The 16,802-nt window shown below is 72.5% G+C and carries 16 protein-coding genes; 9 read left to right on the top strand and 7 right to left on the bottom strand.

Going from position 1 to position 16,802, the window contains the following annotated elements:
* Window positions 1-53: 53 nt before the first annotated feature.
* Window positions 54-656, top strand: coding sequence for a hypothetical protein (locus tag ACIHCX_RS22670; protein WP_400032183.1), 603 nt, complete (start codon window positions 54-56; stop codon window positions 654-656).
* Between the two features lie 56 nt (window positions 657-712).
* Here ACIHCX_RS22670 and ACIHCX_RS22665 read toward each other — a convergent pair whose 3' ends face one another.
* From ACIHCX_RS22665 to ACIHCX_RS22645, 5 genes are all read right to left on the bottom strand, one after another.
* The gene (locus tag ACIHCX_RS22665) at window positions 713-1,087 is read right to left on the bottom strand and encodes a hypothetical protein (RefSeq protein WP_400032181.1); all 375 of its coding nucleotides are present in this window, start codon (window positions 1,085-1,087) and stop codon (window positions 713-715) included.
* A gap of 20 nt (window positions 1,088-1,107) precedes the next feature.
* On the bottom strand, window positions 1,108-1,608 hold the full coding sequence (locus tag ACIHCX_RS22660; protein ID WP_400032179.1) for a roadblock/LC7 domain-containing protein: 501 nt from the start codon (window positions 1,606-1,608) through the stop codon (window positions 1,108-1,110).
* 13 nt (window positions 1,609-1,621) lie between these two features.
* On the bottom strand, window positions 1,622-2,470 hold the full coding sequence (locus ACIHCX_RS22655; protein WP_400032177.1) for a transcriptional regulator: 849 nt from the start codon (window positions 2,468-2,470) through the stop codon (window positions 1,622-1,624).
* The gene (locus ACIHCX_RS22650) at window positions 2,467-2,859 is read right to left on the bottom strand and encodes a hypothetical protein (protein WP_400032175.1); all 393 of its coding nucleotides are present in this window, start codon (window positions 2,857-2,859) and stop codon (window positions 2,467-2,469) included. The genes ACIHCX_RS22655 and ACIHCX_RS22650 overlap by 4 nt, the downstream gene beginning before the upstream one ends.
* Window positions 2,860-2,968: 109 nt before the next feature.
* Entirely contained in the window at window positions 2,969-4,387 is a 1,419-nt protein-coding gene (locus ACIHCX_RS22645; RefSeq protein ID WP_400032173.1) for a diaminopimelate decarboxylase, read from the bottom strand.
* A gap of 180 nt (window positions 4,388-4,567) precedes the next feature.
* On the opposite strand from ACIHCX_RS22645, the gene hutU reads away from it, so the two are divergent.
* The 4 genes from hutU to hutI all read left to right on the top strand — a co-directional run bounded on the left by hutU (window position 4,568) and on the right by hutI (window position 10,102).
* Window positions 4,568-6,232, top strand: a complete 1,665-nt coding sequence (gene hutU / locus ACIHCX_RS22640; RefSeq protein WP_400032171.1) for a urocanate hydratase — start codon at window positions 4,568-4,570, stop codon at window positions 6,230-6,232.
* A gap of 83 nt (window positions 6,233-6,315) precedes the next feature.
* Window positions 6,316-7,518 carry an allantoate amidohydrolase gene (locus tag ACIHCX_RS22635; RefSeq protein ID WP_400032735.1) on the top strand — a complete coding sequence of 401 codons (1,203 nt, stop codon included), beginning with the start codon at window positions 6,316-6,318 and terminating at the stop codon, window positions 7,516-7,518.
* On the top strand, window positions 7,515-8,903 hold the full coding sequence (locus ACIHCX_RS22630) for a formimidoylglutamate deiminase (RefSeq protein WP_400032169.1): 1,389 nt from the start codon (window positions 7,515-7,517) through the stop codon (window positions 8,901-8,903). Before ACIHCX_RS22635 ends, ACIHCX_RS22630 begins: the two co-directional genes overlap by 4 nt.
* 26 nt (window positions 8,904-8,929) lie before the next feature.
* Complete coding sequence (gene hutI, locus ACIHCX_RS22625) at window positions 8,930-10,102, top strand: imidazolonepropionase (RefSeq protein WP_400032167.1); 1,173 nt, start codon at window positions 8,930-8,932, stop codon at window positions 10,100-10,102.
* A gap of 139 nt (window positions 10,103-10,241) precedes the next feature.
* On the opposite strand, the gene ACIHCX_RS22620 is transcribed toward hutI, so the two are convergent.
* Window positions 10,242-11,165 carry an RNA polymerase sigma factor SigF gene (locus ACIHCX_RS22620; RefSeq protein ID WP_400032733.1) on the bottom strand — a complete coding sequence of 308 codons (924 nt, stop codon included), beginning with the start codon at window positions 11,163-11,165 and terminating at the stop codon, window positions 10,242-10,244.
* 249 nt (window positions 11,166-11,414) lie between these two features.
* On the opposite strand from ACIHCX_RS22620, the gene ACIHCX_RS22615 reads away from it, so the two are divergent.
* A complete protein-coding gene (locus ACIHCX_RS22615) occupies window positions 11,415-11,795 on the top strand; it encodes an STAS domain-containing protein (RefSeq protein ID WP_400032165.1) in 381 nt (126 codons plus the stop codon).
* Between the two features lie 278 nt (window positions 11,796-12,073).
* Window positions 12,074-12,622 carry an ATP-binding protein gene (locus ACIHCX_RS22610; protein WP_400032163.1) on the top strand — a complete coding sequence of 183 codons (549 nt, stop codon included), beginning with the start codon at window positions 12,074-12,076 and terminating at the stop codon, window positions 12,620-12,622.
* Window positions 12,623-12,749: 127 nt separating this feature from the next.
* Here ACIHCX_RS22610 and ACIHCX_RS22605 read toward each other — a convergent pair whose 3' ends face one another.
* A complete protein-coding gene (locus tag ACIHCX_RS22605; protein ID WP_400032161.1) occupies window positions 12,750-14,246 on the bottom strand; it encodes an oligopeptide:H+ symporter in 1,497 nt (498 codons plus the stop codon).
* A 540-nt stretch (window positions 14,247-14,786) separates the two neighbouring features.
* Here ACIHCX_RS22605 and ACIHCX_RS22600 point away from each other — a divergent pair.
* Window positions 14,787-15,464: a response regulator transcription factor gene (locus ACIHCX_RS22600; RefSeq protein WP_030653180.1), complete on the top strand. Its 678-nt coding sequence runs from the start codon at window positions 14,787-14,789 to the stop codon at window positions 15,462-15,464.
* A 59-nt stretch (window positions 15,465-15,523) separates the two neighbouring features.
* Window positions 15,524-16,795, top strand: coding sequence for an ATP-binding protein (locus tag ACIHCX_RS22595; protein WP_400032159.1), 1,272 nt, complete (start codon window positions 15,524-15,526; stop codon window positions 16,793-16,795).
* The last annotated feature ends 7 nt before the right edge of the window (window positions 16,796-16,802 follow it).

Here is a 16,802-nt window from a genome sequence, read left to right as displayed (position 1 = left end):
CTCGCTAGCCTGCCCGCCCGAACGAGGGTGCCGGGACGACGAGGAGGCAGAGCATGGCGCGCGCTGGTCGCACAGGTCGTGGAGGTCAGGGCCTGGCCCGGGTGGCCGTCGTGGTACGGGCCGGAGCGGCCCCGCTGTGGTGGCTCGGCGGGTTCGCGGCGGCGATCGGCGTCCTGGTGCCGGGGCTGACCGGGCGCCGGATCGGTGTCCTGGCGGGGGCCGCGCTGTTCCTGGTGACGGCGGCCGTCGTGGCCTGCGCCCGGCGCCGTCGCTACCGGGCCCTGGCCCGGGGCGCCGCCCGGGCCGGACGCCACGACGTGCTCCAGGACCGGGCGGTGAGCGTCCGCGTCTGGCGCCGGGGGCACCGCTGGTGGCTCGCGCCGGCCTTCCTGGCCGCGCTGGGCAGCTCCTTCGCCCTGCCCGCGGCCGGCGGCCTGCTGCTGGCCGGCGCCGGGGTGGGACTGTGGCTCAAGGCCGCCTGGATCGGCCGGCTGGAGCGGGCCGAGGACACGCTGCTGTGGGTGCGCGTCGACTGGCTGGGCAAGCGGGGTGGGCACCCCGCGGGCAAGGCGGTGCGGGGCTACCGCGGTACCGGCCTCGCGGCGGGCGACGCGGCCCCCGGTGGAGCACGCCGCCGCACCGCGGCGCTCGGATAGGGGGCTGCCGTCCCCGGCCCGCCGGACACGCCCCGGGCCCGTCCGGCGGGCCGGGGTCACACCTCCAGCTCCTCCTCGATCCTCCTCAGCTGATGGCGGGCCATCGCCAGGTTGGCCCGCTTGGCGTCGAGCACCAGGTAGAGGAACAGGCCGCTCCCGCCGCGCCCGCTGATCAGGCGGATCAGGTGGTACTGGTCGGTCAGGGTGATCAGGATGTCCTCGATCTCCGCCTTGAGGCCGAGGTGCTCCATGGTGCGCATCTTGGCCCGTACGACATCGGTGTTGCCCGCCGCGGCGACGTTCAGGTCGAAGCTCTTGCTGCCGCCCATCGTGCCCAGCGCCATGCCGCTGGTGTAGTCGACGAGCGCGACGCCTGTCGCTCCTTCGATGGAGGCGAGCGCTTCCTTCAGGCAGGTCTCGGTGTTGGCCATGGCCGGGTCTCCTTGTTCCGTCAACTTTCGGTGGTGGTACGCGCGTCGGTGGCGGTGGTGCGGGGCGCGCGGGCGGTCCTGGTGCGTGCGGTGCCGGCCCTGGTGGCCGGTTTCACGGCCTTCGCGGGCGTCCTGCCGGGAGCCGGGGCCGGCTCGGCGTCGACCAGTTCCCCGATGCGGGCGCCCGCCCGGCGGCCCTCCAGGTGGAGGCGGCCGACGTTGACGCGGTCCTCGGCGAGCAGGGTCAGCACCGCGGTGCCGCCCGCCGCGTAGGTCGCGACATAGCCGTGGACGCCCCGCACGAGCAGCTCACGCAGCTCGCCCTGGCCGGTCACGTCCGCCATGCGCACGGCGACGCCGAGGGCGGTCGCGGTGAGTGCCGCCACGCTCTCCGGCTCCACGCCGGGCGTGTCGTGGGCCAGTACGAGGCCGTCGACACTGGCGGCGAGGGCGCCGGTGAGCTGGGGCACCCGGGCTCTGAGTCGGCGCAGCTCGTCCAGGATCTCGGGCTCGGCTGCCATCCGGTGTCTCCTTTCAAAGGGCCTCCAGCGCATCCCTGAGCCTCTTCAGCAGCGTGATGTGGGGGTCGGTGGTGTACGCCGGCCGATCGGCGAGCGTGGGGTGCTGCCCGGTGCCGTCCGGTACGGGCGCCTCCCGTGGCGCGACGACCGGCGCGACGAGCCCCGCGGCCGCCAGACGCCGTACGTCCACCAGGGTGTGGAACGCCTGCCGGCCCAGCTCCCTGGCCAGGTCGGTGGCCGTGCGGGTGCCGTCGATCCGCTCCAGGAGCGTCTGCTGGCGGGGCGTCGGCTTCGGTGCCGCGATGGGGCGCGTCCGCGTCAGCGGGGCCCTGTCCGGCGCGGCGTGGGGCCAGACCCGGTGCAGCAGCTCGCGGCGGCGCAGGACCTCGCGCTCCAGGGCGGCCACCGGAACCGGCAGGACGGGGCCGAGCCGGTGGACGACGCCGTAGCGGAACCGGCCCGGGGTGCTGCTCGGGGCGAGCGCGAAGTAGGCGGCGTCGTGGAGCGCGCCCAGGTGGCACAGCTCCAGGGCGCCCTCGGTCAGGTGGCCGCCGTCCAGCAGCAGGTGTGCGGCGCCGAGCCGGTCGTCGGCCCGGGCGAGAGCGTTCCGCCAGGCCTCGGCCGTCAGCGTCCCGTGGGCGGTGAGCAGCAGGTCCAGACCGGGGGACAGGGGGCTCTCGGCGTGCGCCACCCGGCCCTCGGAGAGGTAGAGCGTGCCGTGCTCGCGCACCAGGACGCCGGTGGCGTGCTCGGCGGCGAGCCGGGTCAGCATCGGCGAGACGCCGCCCCAGGCCCGGTCGTCGTCGGCCGGCCTGCTGCGGACCGGCAGCTGGGGCGGGGGCGGGGTGTCGACCACGGTCATCCCAGCACCAGCCGCTCGGCCATCTCGCCCAGGCGTATGCGGGCCAGGGCGAGGTTGCCCTCGGCGCGGGCCAGCCACAGGTGCAGGAACACGCTGCTGTCGAAGGACGTGTCCACGAACCGCAGCAGGTGGTAGCTGTCGCGGTTGCTGACGATCAGGTCCTCCACCGGGGGACGCTCGCCGTCGGGGTCCCCGGCGGCGGCGAAGGCGCCGTGCTCGGCGGCCAGCCGGGCCAGTTCGGCGGCCTCCGCCGCGGTGGTCTCGTGGTCGCCGCCCGGGGACTCCCCGACGGTGCCCAGGGCAAGTCCGCTCGTCCAGTCGACCAGCGCGGCGCCTCTGGCGCCGGGCAGCCGCATGGCTTCCAGGAGGCACTCGTCGATTCCGGGCACCGTTGTTCCTCTCCCACCGGGGGTTCGGCTGAGTGATGCCGACGCTACGCACGGTGTGCGCCAGGGGTGAGGGTTACGGCATTTTCCGGTGGAACATGCGACCGAGGGGCTAACGTGGGTCGACTCGGTCGACTGAAGTGGGTCGGGCGTGCCCGGGTGCCCGCAGGGCGGTGAGTGCCGAGGCGTGCGCTCCCCCCGCCTCGGACACGATCTCCTCGACCGGCTGTGGCTCGCGTACGACGGCGAGGGCGACCCCTCCGGCGCCGTCCGGGGCGAAGCCGTAAACCCCGGGCCGGGGCAGGGAGTTGTAGGCGTAGTGGTGGGCGAAGTAGTAGGCCCCGGTGTCCAGCGCCGCCACGTGGTCGCCCGGCTCCAGCAGGGCGAGCGCGCGGGCCTCGGCGAGCAGGTCGCCCGCGAAGCAGGCGGGCCCCGCCACGTCCTGCACCACCTCGGGTCCCTGCTTCGGCAGCCCCTTCGTGTCGTACGCGGCCAGGCGCAGCGGCCAGGCCTTCGGCACGTAGACCGTGCGTGTCGCGACCTGCACGCCCGCGTGGGTCACGGCGACCGGCCGCCCCCCGGCGCTCTTGGTGTACTCCACCCGGGCCACCACCGTGCCCTGCTTGGCCAGCAGCGACCGTCCGAACTCGGTCACCAGCCCGTACCGCCCCTCGCACAGCCCCGGTACCACCTCGCGCAGCAGCCGCGCGTACCGCGCGTACGTCGGCTCGGTCGCTTCGGAGCCGAAGTTCACCGGCAGCCCGCCGCCGATGTCGAGGGTGTCGATCTGCCGCCGCCCCGCGCGCGTGTTGATCTCCTCGGCCAGCTCGTAGGTCCGCGCCACGCCCTGCGCCATCAAGGAGAGCGGGATGCCCTGGGATCCGGTGTGGGCGTGCAGCCGGGTGAGCCACGGACGGTCCAGATACGCCCGCACGACCCACTCGCGGGCGCCCTCGTCGCGCAGCGCCACCCCGAACTTCGAGGTCGCCGTGGCCGTCGACAGCGCCTCGATGGCACCCGCGCCGACCTGCGGATTCACCCGGATCCCCAGCGGTGAGCGAGGGGTGGCGGAGCCCACGAGGGCGTCGATGCGGGCCAGCTCCTGCGGGTTGTCCGCGTTGACGGCGATGCCCAGCTGAAGCGCCTCGCGCAGCTCGGCCGGAGTCTTGGCGGGTGAGTCCAGGACGGTCCGCGCGGAGGGCACCCCGGCCGCCCGCGCCAGCGCCAGTTCCCCCGGGCTCGCCACCTCGGCGCCGATGCCCTCCTCGTGCAGCAGCCGCAGGACGGGCACGAGCGGGGTCGCCTTGACCGCGAAGGCGTGCAGCACCGGGGTGCCCGGCGCCAGTACCGCGTCGAACGCCGCCCGGAGCGCCGCCGCGGACTCCCGGATGCCGACGACGTCGAGCAGGCCCACGACGGGGGAACCGGGGCCGAGCAGCCCCTGGCCCACCGCGGCCCGCACCGCCTCGTCCCGGCGTACGGCCCGCTCGCGGTCCGCCGCTCCGGCCTCGTCGTCGTGGCTTCGGTCCATGCCCTCGTCCATGCCGCCCCCGGTCGCGTCGGTGTTCCCTCAGCTCCTGCCTTCCTGACCTGGAGCCGCCCAAACATCCCACTGGCCGCGCGGGTCGGTCCGGCCCCCTGTATTGACTAGCTCTATTCAGCACGCCAGGATGTGAATAACAGCAGCAACAAAGCCACCGGGAGGCAGACCATGTCAGGACCCCGCCCCGTCCGAGCGCCGCGCGGTACGGAACTGAGCGCCCTGGGATGGCAGCAGGAAGCCGCCCTGCGGATGCTCCAGAACAACCTCGACCCCGAGGTCGCCGAGCACCCCGACAAGCTCGTCGTCTACGGCGGCACCGGCAAGGCCGCCCGCGACTGGCGCTCCTTCGACGCCATGGTCCGCACGCTGCGGACCCTCAAGGCCGACGAGACCATGCTCGTCCAGTCCGGCCGCCCGGTCGGCGTGATGCAGACCCACGAGTGGGCCCCGCGTGTGCTGCTGGCCAACTCCAACCTCGTCGGCGACTGGGCCAACTGGGAGGAGTTCCGCCGCCTGGAGGCACTCGGCCTGACCATGTACGGCCAGATGACCGCGGGCTCCTGGATCTACATCGGCACCCAGGGCATCCTCCAGGGCACCTACGAGACCTTCGCCGCCGTCGCCGCGAAGAAGTTCGGCGGCACGCTCGCCGGGACGATCACCCTGACCGCCGGCCTCGGCGGCATGGGCGGCGCCCAGCCGCTCGCCGTCACCATGAACGACGGTGTGGCCCTCTGCATCGACTGCGACCCGCGCGCCATCGAGCGGCGCATCGAGCACCGCTACCTCGACGTGAAGGCCGACTCCCTGGAGCATGCCCTCCAGCTGGCCGTGGAGGCGCGCGACCAGCGCAAGCCCCTGTCCATCGGCGTCCTCGGCAACGCCGCCGAGCTCGTCCCGCAGCTGCTCGCGATGAGCGCGCCCATCGACATCGTCACGGACCAGACCTCCGCCCACGACCCGCTGGCCTACCTTCCGCTGGGCACCGACTTCGAGGACATGGCCGACGCCGCCGCCAAGGACCCGGCCGGCTTCACCACCCGGGCCCGCGAGTCCATGGCCCGGCACGTCGAGGCCATGGTCGGCTTCATGGACGCCGGCGCCGAGGTCTTCGACTACGGCAACTCGATCCGCGGCGAGGCGCAACTCGCTGGATACGAGCGGGCGTTCGCCTTCCCCGGGTTCGTCCCCGCCTACATCCGGCCGCTGTTCTGCGAGGGCAAGGGCCCGTTCCGCTGGGCCGCGCTGTCGGGTGAGGCGTCCGACATCGCCAAGACCGACAAGGCGATCCTGGAGCTGTTCCCCGAGAACGAGTCCCTGGCGCGCTGGATCAAGATGGCCGGCGAGCGCGTCCACTTCCAGGGCCTGCCCGCGCGCATCTGCTGGCTCGGCTACGGCGAGCGCGACAAGGCGGGCGAGCGGTTCAACGACATGGTCGCGAGCGGTGAGCTCCAGGCGCCGGTCGTGATCGGCCGCGACCACCTCGACTGCGGCTCCGTCGCCTCCCCGTACCGGGAGACCGAGGCCATGCTCGACGGCTCCGACGCGATCGCCGACTGGCCGCTGCTGAACGCCATGGTGAACGTGGCGTCGGGCGCGTCGTGGGTGTCGATCCACCACGGCGGCGGCGTCGGCATGGGACGGTCCATCCACGCCGGACAGGTGACGGTCGCCGACGGCACCGCGCTCGCCGGGGAGAAGATCCGCCGGGTGCTTACCAACGACCCCGGCATGGGCGTGATCCGGCACGTGGACGCCGGGTACGACATCGCGGAGTCGGTGGCCGGCGAACGCGGGGTGCGGGTGCCCATGCGCGAGGGTGACCAGGCGTGACGCGGCGTCCGGCTGACCCGAGCGAGGGCCGTCCGGCCGGGACGCGGACCCCGTCGCCCGCCGTGGGCGACTCCTTCCACACGATGTGGCGGGAACTGCTCCCCGTCGGGCGCCACCCCGAGTCCGGCGGTTACCGGCGATTCGCCTGGACCGCGGCCGACGCCGACTGCCGGGCCTGGTTCCGGCAGCAGGCCGAGGACCGAGGGCTGGCCTACGAGGTCGACCGCAACGGCAACCAGTGGGCCTGGCTCGGGAATCCCGCGGCCGGGGACGCCGTGGTCGCCGGGTCGCACCTCGACTCCGTGCCCGACGGCGGGGCCTTCGACGGGCCCCTGGGCGTCGTGTCCTCCTTCGCCGCCCTCGACGAACTGCGCGGCAGGAACGCGCGGTTCACCAAGCCGCTGGCGCTCGTCAACTTCGGTGACGAGGAGGGTGCCCGGTTCGGTCTTGCCTGCACCGGCTCACGGCTGACCGCAGGGCAGCTCACCGTCGAGCAGGCGCACCGGCTCACCGACGCCGACGGGGTCACGCTGCCCAGGGCCATGGAGGCCGCCGGGTACGACCCCGACGCCATCGGTCCCGACCCGGAGCGGCTCGCGCGCATCGGCGCCTTCGTCGAACTGCACGTCGAGCAGGGACGCGCCCTCGACCTGACCGGCGACGCGGTCGGTGTGGCCAGCGCCATCTGGCCGCACGGGCGGTGGCGGTTCGACTTCCGCGGCGAGGCCAACCACGCGGGCACCACCCGGCTCGTCGACCGGCGCGACCCGATGCTGCCGTACGCCGAGACCGTGCTCGCCGCCCGGCGCGAGGCCGCGCTCGCCGGTGCCGTCGCCACCTTCGGCAAGATCGCCGTCGAGCCGAACGGCGTCAACGCCATCCCGTCCCTGGTGCGCGGCTGGCTCGACTCCCGCGCCGCCGACCAGACGAGCCTGGACACCGTGGTCACCGGCGTCGAGAAGGCGGCCCGCGAATACGCCGCCGCGCACGGTGTCGACCTGGACGTGGTGCGCGAGTCCTTCACGCCCGTCGTCGAGTTCGACCACGCGCTGCGCGACGAACTCGCCCGCATCCTGGGCCAGGACACCGACCTGAAGGTGCCGGTCCTCGGTACGGGTGCCGGACACGACGCCGGGATCCTGTCCGGGAACGTCCCGACCGCCATGCTGTTCGTGCGCAACCCCACCGGTGTCTCGCACTCCCCGGCCGAGTTCGCGGCCGAGGACGACTGCGTGGCCGGGGTGCGCGCGCTCGCCGACGTACTGGAAGGGCTGGCCTGCACGTGACCACCACCGAGCAGACGCGGACGTACTGGCTGGAACAGGCCTGGCTCGGCACCCTCCCCGAAGCTCTCGACGGCGCTCGAGCAGGGGGGACCCCCGTCGAGCCGGGCGTGGCGCTCGACGTGCGCGGCGGCCGCGTCGCGGCCGTCCGCACCGGCGTGCCCGCCCCGCCGCCGGGCGCCGAGGTGCTGCGGGGCCTCACGGTCCCGGGACTCGCCAACGCGCACAGCCACGCCTTCCACCGGGCCCTGCGCGGCACCGTCCAGGTCGGATCGGGGACGTTCTGGACCTGGCGCGAGGTCATGTACGCCACCGCCGACCGGCTCACCCCCGAGACGTACCACGCGCTGGCCCGAGCGGTGTACGCCGAGATGGCGCTGGCCGGCATCACGGCCGTCGGCGAGTTCCACTACGTCCACCACGCCCCGGGAGGCACCCGCTACGCCGACCCGAACGCGATGGGCGAGGCCCTGATCGAGGCCGCCGCCGAAGCCGGGATCCGCATCACCCTCCTCGACACCTGCTATCTGTCCTCCGGGTTCGGTCAGCCGCCCGACACCCATCAGCTCCGCTTTTCCGACGGGACGGCCGAGGCCTGGGCCGAACGCTGTTCAGTTCTCAAGGAACGGGATCACGCGCGGATCGGCGCCGCCGTGCACTCCGTACGGGCCGTGCCCGCGCGGGAACTGACGACGGTGGCGCAATGGGCCGAGGAGCGGCGGGCCCCGCTCCATGTGCACCTGTCGGAGCAGACCGCCGAGAACGACGCCTGCCAGGCCGCCCACGGGTGCACCCCGGCCCGGCTGCTGGCCGACCACGGCGTCCTCGGCCCGCGCACGACCGGCGTGCACAACACCCACCTGACCGACGAGGACATCGCCCTGCTCGGCGGATCCGGCACCGGCACCTGCATGTGCCCGACCACCGAGCGGGACCTGGCCGACGGCATCGGACCCGCCGTCGCCCTTCAGCGCGCAGGCTCCCCGCTCTCCCTCGGCTCCGACAGCCACGCCGTCGTCGACCTGCTCGAAGAGGCTCGCGCGATGGAGCTGAACGAGCGGCTGCGCACCCGCGCCCGCGGCCACTGGACGGCCGCCGCCCTGCTGCGGGCGGCCACCGCCGACGGGCACGCCGCCCTCGGCTGGTCCGACGCCGGCAGCCTCACCCCGGGCGCCCTCGCCGACTTCACGACGATCGCGCTGGACTCGGTCAGGACAGCGGGGACGCTGCCCAGGCTCGGCGCCGAGACGGCCGTATTCGCGGCGACCGCAGCGGACGTACGCCATACGGTCGTGGCCGGCCGGCACATCGTGCGGGACGGTGCCCACACCCTCGTACCGGACGTGCCGTCGGCGCTGGCAGGCGCCGTCGAGGCACTGCGCGGCTGAATCCCCCCGTCACCCCTGAGGACACCATGAGCAGCACCGCCATCACCAACATCGCCACGCTGGTCACCAACGACCCCTCCCTCGGTGACGGATCCCCCCTCGGCCTGGTCCGGGACGCGGCCGTCGTCATCGACGGCGACCGCGTCGCGTGGACCGGTGAATCCAGCAAAGCACCCGCCACTGACAACCGGGTCGACGCCGGCGGCCGGGCGGTGATCCCCGGCTTCGTCGACTCCCACTCCCACCTGGTCTTCGCGGGCGACCGCACCGAGGAGTTCAACGCCCGCATGTCCGGCCGGGCCTACAGCGCGGGCGGCATCCGCACCACGGTCGCCGCCACCCGCGCCGCCACCGACGCGGAGCTGGAGGCCACCCTCACCCACTACCTGGCCGAGGCCCTGCGCCAGGGCACGACCACCTTCGAGACCAAGTCCGGCTACGGCCTCACCGTCGCCGACGAGGCCCGCGCCCTGCGCATCGCCGCCGCGCACACCGACGAGGTCACCTACCTCGGCGCCCACATCGTCTCCCCGGACTACGCCGAGGACCCGGCGGCCTACGTCGCCCTGGTCACCGGGGAGATGCTGGACGCCTGCGCCCCGCACGCCCGCTGGATCGACGTCTTCTGCGAGCAAGGGGCCTTCGACGGCGACCAGGCCCGGGCGATCCTCACCGCGGGCCGGGCCAGGGGCCTGCATCCGCGGGTCCACGCCAACCAGCTCACCTACGGCCCGGGCGTCCAGCTCGCCGTCGAGCTGGACGCGGCCAGCGCCGACCACTGCACCCACCTGACCGACGCGGACGTGGACGCGCTGGCGAACGGCGACACGGTCGCCACGCTGCTGCCCGGAGCCGAGTTCTCCACCCGCGCCCAGTGGCCCGACGCCCGTCGCCTCCTCGACGCGGGTGTCACGGTCGCCCTGTCCACCGACTGCAACCCGGGCTCGTCGTTCACCTCGTCGGTGCCCTTCTGCGTCGCGCTCGCCGTACGGGACATGGGCATGACGCCGGACGAGGCGGTCTGGGCGGCGACGGCGGGCGGTGCGAGGGCCCTGCGCCGCGGCGACGTCGGCCGGCTGTCCCCGGGCGCCCGGGCCGACCTCGCCGTCCTGGACGCGCCCAGCCACGTCCACCTGGCCTACCGGCCGGGCGTCCCGCTGGTCACCCAGGTCTGGCGGCGCGGCGTACGCGAGGTCTGACCGGCAAGGCCGGATTCCGTACGTACCGGCCGGCAGGACAGGGGAGAGGCGGGGGCGCGGTCCGCCCGGCACCACCGAGGCGCCGGACGGAAACGTCCCCCTTCACCGTTTCGTCCTGTCTCACCCCGTCACGAGGCGCTCACTCCTCGAGGGTCAGGCCCCTGCGCAGTTGTCCGAGCGTGCGCGAGAGCAGCCGGGAGACGTGCATCTGCGAGATGCCGAGTTCCTCGCCGATCTCCGACTGGGTCATGTTGGCGACGAACCGCAGGGACAGGATCTTCCGGTCCCGGGAGGGCAGTTGGGCGATCAGCGGCTTCAACGCCTCGACGTACTCGATGCCTTCGAGCCCGTGGTCCTCGTAGCCGATGCGGTCCGCGAGGGCGCCCTCGGAGTCGTCCTCCTCGGGTTGGGCGTCCAGCGACGACGCGGTGTAGGCGTTCGAGGCGGCCATGCCTTCCACCACCTCGTCGTTGGACAGGCCGAGGTGCTCGGCGAGTTCCGCGACCGTCGGGGCGCGGTCGAGCCGCTGGGCCAGTTCGTCACCGGCCTTGGCGAGGTCGAGGCGCAGTTCCTGGAGCCGGCGCGGGACCCGCACGGACCACGAGGTGTCACGGAAGAAGCGCTTGATCTCACCGATGATGGTGGGCATCGCGAACGTCGGGAACTCCACACCCCGGGACAGTTCGAACCGGTCGATCGCCTTGATCAGGCCGATGGTGCCGACCTGGATGATGTCCTCCATCGGCTCGCTGCGGGAGCGGAAGCGGGAGGCGGCGAACTTGACGAGCGCGAGGTTGAGTTCGACGAGCGTGTTGCGGACGTAGGAGTAGGCGTGGGTGCCTTCCTCGAGGGACTCCAGCCGCTCGAAGAGGGCCTTGGACAGGGCCCGCGCGTCGTCGGGGGCCACTTCGTCGTACGGGGGGATGTCCGGGAGTCCGGCCAGTGCGTCGGCCTGATCGGCCCGCTCGGCGCGTACGTCGGGGAACTCGAGGGGATCCAGGTGCTCCGCGGGGGGTGTCGACGTCGCCATCTGGGTATGCGATGCGTCGAGCCGGGGTGACATGATGTCCTCCATCGTTCTCGGCATATGGCTGCCGAAGCCAATACGTGCACTGCGGTGTGCGGCGCCTCCAAAGCCGGCCGTGTCGGGTGCGGGTCCCTACTAGCCCTACCCGCTTTCCCAACACCGCCGCAAGTTCCTTATGTGGGGCTATGTCCGGTTGTGTGTGGTTGTTCGGGTGCCGAAGCGATGAGGGAAGGCGTAGTGTTCGAGGGCGTCAATCAGCAGCCAAGAACCCGGGAGAGAGACGGCATGGACCGCGGGACGGTCGGCAACGCACAGTCGGGCCGGCTTCTGGTGGAGGTGCGGCAGGAGGGTTCAAGCGCCGTCGTGACGCCGGCGGGTGAGCTCGATCACCACACGGCCGACCTACTGCGCGAACCGCTCGAGGAGTGCCTCGACAAGGGGCACTCGCGCCTGGTGGTGGACTGCTCACGTCTGGAGTTCTGCGACTCCACGGGGCTGAACGTCCTGCTGGGCGCACGACTGAAGGCGGAGGCGGCCGGAGGGGGTGTACATCTGGCCGGGATGCTGCCGGTGGTGGCCCGCGTGTTCGAGATCACGGGGGCTGACGCGGTCTTCACCGTGCACGACTCCCTGGCGGACGCCCTGGCCGACGAGGCCGGCGGCTGAGCCCGCCTCGGCCGCGCTGACGTGCCCCTTCCGTGTTCGTGCGCCCGGCGTATGCCGGGCGCACGCACGGCGGGCCGAAAACGGGGGTGTTCCCCTCGATCGGCCGGGCAGGAGACATCCTGAGTGGATCGGCCGCCCTCGCGGGAGCCGGCGGCCGGGATTTCGGCGTGTGTACGGACGTATCGAACGTGTACGTGTGAGACGTACCGAACGTGTACGTGTGAAGTGACTGGTGACTTTTGAATCGTGAACTGGTGAATCGGTGAGGTGAAGCGCTGATGAGCACCACCCGGCCTTACTCGCCGGGCGACCGCGGCCCGGAGCCCAGCGGTGCTTCCGGGGCGTCCGAGGGGGACGCGCCGGCGGGCGCGGTACTCCCAGGGGGTGCGACGGCCGTGCCGGCGGCCCCGTCCGGGAGTCGCCAGACCCGCAGGCTGAGCTTCGACGGCGAGAGCGGCGTCGTGCCGCTCGCCCGTGACTTCACCCGCCAGGCGCTGTACGCGTGGGGCTGGCTGCCCGCCGCGACCGCCGACCAGCGGGCCGCCGCCGAGGACGTGCTCCTCGTCGTCTCCGAACTGGTCACCAACGCCTGCCTGCACGCCGAGGGCCCCGACCAGCTGGAGATCACCTGCGACAGCAAGGTGATCCGCGTCGAGGTCTCCGACCGCGGCACCGGCCAGCCCGCCCCGCGCACTCCGCACCGCGCCGGCCGCCCCGGCGGCCACGGCATGTTCATCGTCCAGCGGCTGTGCCTGGACTGGGGCGTCGTCCGCGCCCCCGGTGTCAGCGGCAAGAGGGTGTGGGCCGAGCTGGGGGCACCGGCCTGAATCCGTCCGGGCCACCCACGGACACCCTCACGCCCGGGCCGGCGTCGGCCTCCACCGGCACCACGGCACACACGAAGGGCCACCGCATCCGAGGATGCGGTGGCCCTTCGTGTGTGCCGGCCAGGTCTCAGTGCACGTCGCCCATGAGTTCCTTGACCTTCTTGCGGTACATCCACACCGCCACACCGGCGATCACGGCGAGGGCGGCCTCCAGGAGCACGATGCCGGTCTTGTTCAGGTTGACACCGGCGAGGGAGAGCAGGCCGGTCGTGGCGTCGCCGGCGGTGACGGCCAGGAACCAGACGCCCATCATCTGGGAGGCGTACTTCACGGGTGCCATCTTCGTCGTCACCGACAGGCCCACGGGGGAGAGAGTCAGCTCACCGACGGTCTGGACGAAGTAGATCGCCACCAGCCACATCGCGGCCGCCTTGTGACCGCCCTCGGCGATGCCCAGCGGGGCGAGGAAGAGGAAGAAGGAAGCGCCGATCAGCACCAGGCCCATCGCGAACTTCACCGCGGTGCTCGGCTCCTTGCCGCGCCGCGCCAGTGCCAGCCACGCCCAGGCGAAGACGGGGGCCAGCGCCATGATCAGCACCGGGTTGACCGACTGGTACCAGGAGACCGGGAAGTTCCAGCCGAAGATCGTGTTCTTCGCCGAGGAGTCGGCGAACAGCGAGACCGTCGAACCGCCCTGGTCGTAGATCATCCAGAACACGGCCGCGGCGACGAAGAACCAGATGTACGCGGTCATCTTCGACTGCTCGGCGCGGTCGAGCTCCTTGTCCCGCTTGATACGGGCGATGACCACCACGGGGATGATCAGACCGGCCAGCGTGATCGGGACCAGCAGCCAGTTCAGCGTGTAGTGGCCGGAGAAGCCCACGATCGCGTAGAAGACGACCGCGACGCCCGCCCACAGGGCGGCCTTCATCAGGGTGGACTTCTTCTCCACCGCCGACAGCGGGGTCGGGACGATGTCCGAGCGGGAGCTCAGGTGACGGGTGCCGAGCAGGAACTGGGCCAGACCCAGCGCCATGCCGACCGCGGCGAGCGCGAAGCCCAGGTGCCAGTTCACGCTCTCGCCGATGGTGCCGATGGCCAGCGGCGCGGCGAAGGCGCCCAGGTTGATGCCGATGTAGAAGACCGTGAAGCCACCGTCGCGGCGCGGGTCGTCCGGGCCGTCGTAGAGGTGACCGACCATGGTGGAGATGTTGGCCTTCAGCAGACCGGAGCCGATCGCGACCAGACCGAGGCCCGCGAAGAACGTGCCGGTGCTCGGCAGGGCCAGCATGAGGTGGCCCAGCATGATGATCGTGCCCGCGACGGCGACCGTCTTGCGGGGGCCCAGGATCCGGTCCGCGACCCAGCCGCCCGGCATGGCGAGCAGGTACACGAGCGACAGGTAGACCGAGTAGATCGCGGTCGCGGTGGCCGCGTTCATGTGCAGGCCGGAAGGCGCCACAAGGTACAGCGGGAGCAGTGCCCTCATGCCGTAGTAGGAGAACCGTTCCCACATCTCGGTCATGAAGAGGGTGGCCAGGCCGCGGGGGTGGCCGAAGAAGGTCTTCTCGGAACCGGGGGTGCCCGGATGGACCGAGTCCTTCGTCAGGCTGGACGCCATGGTCGTTCCTTGCTGGTCGGGACGCGCCGCTCTCGGCGGGTACGCGCCCGGTGGGGGGTTGGCCGGCACCGGCAGGCCCGAGGTCCACCCCACGCCCAGGGGGAGTCCGCTCCGGGTCGCGAAGCGGCGGACTACGGCCACCGGGATCCACGCCTCCGCTCGCGTCGACGCGCGTACGAGGCCCGGCCCCAGGTCATTCTTCCAGGGCCGGCCGGGGCCGACCCGATCACAAAAGAGACCTTCAGCGTCAAGACGATCGCCAAAGGTCCCCTGTGTGCATCAGACGTTTCAATCCACCATACGGCAGGACACGGCCGGATATGGAAGGACTTGAGAGATGGATCACAGGTCTTCGGGGAACCCCTGCCCCCTTTTCGAAGGTCTATTACCGAAATCCCAAACGATCACATCCTGGGTCGACCGGTGTGTGCCACCCGACCGCTCGCGCGGCGCCCGACAGGCCGCAAGGTAAGAGCCGCGCGTGTCGATCACACCGCAGCACCACCCCGGCGGGCGGCGCGGTCGGACTACCATCGGCTCATGACCCGTGTACTGCTCGCCGAGGACGACGCGTCCATCTCGGAGCCGCTGGCCCGCGCTCTGCGCCGGGAAGGTTACGAGGTCGAGGTGCGTGAGGACGGACCCGCCGCGCTCGACGCCGGAATGCAGGGCGGTGTCGACCTGGTCGTGCTGGACCTCGGGCTGCCCGGCATGGACGGCCTGGAGGTCGCCCGCCGGCTGCGCGCCGACGGCCACACGGTGCCCATCCTGATCCTGACCGCGCGCGCCGACGAGGTGGACACCGTCGTCGGCCTCGACGCGGGCGCCGACGACTACGTCACCAAGCCCTTCCGGCTCGCCGAACTGCTCGCCCGCGTCCGGGCCCTGCTGCGGCGCGGCGCCGCGGAGCCGCAGCAGCCGCCCGCCACACACGGCGTGCGCATCGACGTCGAGTCCCACCGCGCCTGGATGGGCGACGAGGAACTCCAGCTCACCGCCAAGGAGTTCGACCTGCTCCGGGTGCTCGTGCGGGACGCCGGCCGGGTCGTCACCCGCGACCAGCTGATGCGCGAGGTCTGGGACACCACCTGGTGGTCGTCCACCAAGACCCTCGACATGCACATCTCCTGGCTGCGCAAGAAGCTCGGCGACGACGCGGCGAACCCCCGGTACATCGCGACCGTGCGCGGCGTGGGCTTCCGGTTCGAGAAGAGCTGAGCCGGCCGCCCGCGCTCTCGTCAGCCAAGCCCCCTCGCGCTTTCGTCAGGTAGGAGGACATGCGCCGCCGACTGATCCAGTCCACGCTCGCCGTGGTGCTCGTCGTGATCGCCGTCTTCGGCCTGTCCCTGGTGATCGTCGAGACCCGGACCATCAGCAGCAGCGCCCAGGAGCGGGTCGACTCCGAGGCGCTGCGGCTGGCCAGCATCGTCGACAGCAGGCTGCTCGGCGAGGCGACGGTCAACGCGGAGATCCTGCGCAACCAGGTGGCCGACGGCCAGTACGCCGTGATCGGCATCCCCGGACAGCGCCCCATCCACGTCGGCGCCAAACCGTCCGGCGAGGTGATCCACTCCACGGCCAGGGGAGAGCAGGGCGAGACCGTCCGGGTGGAGGAGCCCCGCTCCTCGGTGACCCGTGAGGTCGGCCGCACGCTGCTGATCATCGGCCTGGTGGCGCTGCTCGCGGTGGTCGCCGCGGTGCTGCTCGCCGTTCGCCAGGCCAACCGGCTCGCCTCCCCGTTGACCGACCTGGCCGAGACCGCCGAACGGCTCGGATCCGGCGACCCGCGCCCCCGCCACAAGCGCTACGGCGTCCCGGAACTCGACCGCGTCGCGGACGTGCTCGACGGATCGGCTGAACGCATCGCCCGGATGCTGACCGCCGAGCGGCGGCTCGCCGCCGACGCCTCCCACCAGCTGCGTACGCCGCTGACCGCGCTGTCCATGCGCCTGGAGGAGATCACCCTCACCGACGACCCGGACACGGTGAAGGAGGAGGCCAACGTCGCCCTCACCCAGGTCGAGCGGCTGACCGACGTGGTGGACCGCCTGCTGACCAACTCCCGCGACCCGCGTACCGGCTCCGCCGTCTCCTTCGACCTCGACGAGGTCCTCCAGCAGCAGATCGCCGAGTGGCGCCCCGCCTACCGCAGCGCCGGCCGGGCGATCGTCAGCTCCGGCAAGCGGCACCTTCAGGCCGTGGGCACGCCGGGCGCCGTCGCGCAGGTGCTGGCCGCGCTGATCGAGAACTCGCTCATGCACGGCGGCGGCACAGTGGCGCTGCGCACCCGCGTGACCGGCAACCAGGCCGTGGTGGAGGTCACCGACGAGGGCTCCGGCGTCCCTGCCGACCTGGGCGCCCGGATCTTCGAGCGCACCATCAGCGGCCGCAACTCCACGGGCATCGGGCTCGCCGTCGCCCGCGACCTCGCCGAGGCCGACGGCGGCCGTCTGGAACTGCTCCAGGCCCAGCCGCCCGTCTTCGGCCTGTTCCTGTCCCGCACCCCGCCGCTGCAGAAGCAGTCGGAGGACCACCCGATGGTGCGCTGAGCCGCGG

Source organism: Streptomyces sp. NPDC052043 (assembly GCF_044548235.1).
Classification (GTDB): domain Bacteria; phylum Actinomycetota; class Actinomycetes; order Streptomycetales; family Streptomycetaceae; genus Streptomyces.
This window is presented reverse-complemented; position numbering and strand designations above follow the sequence as displayed.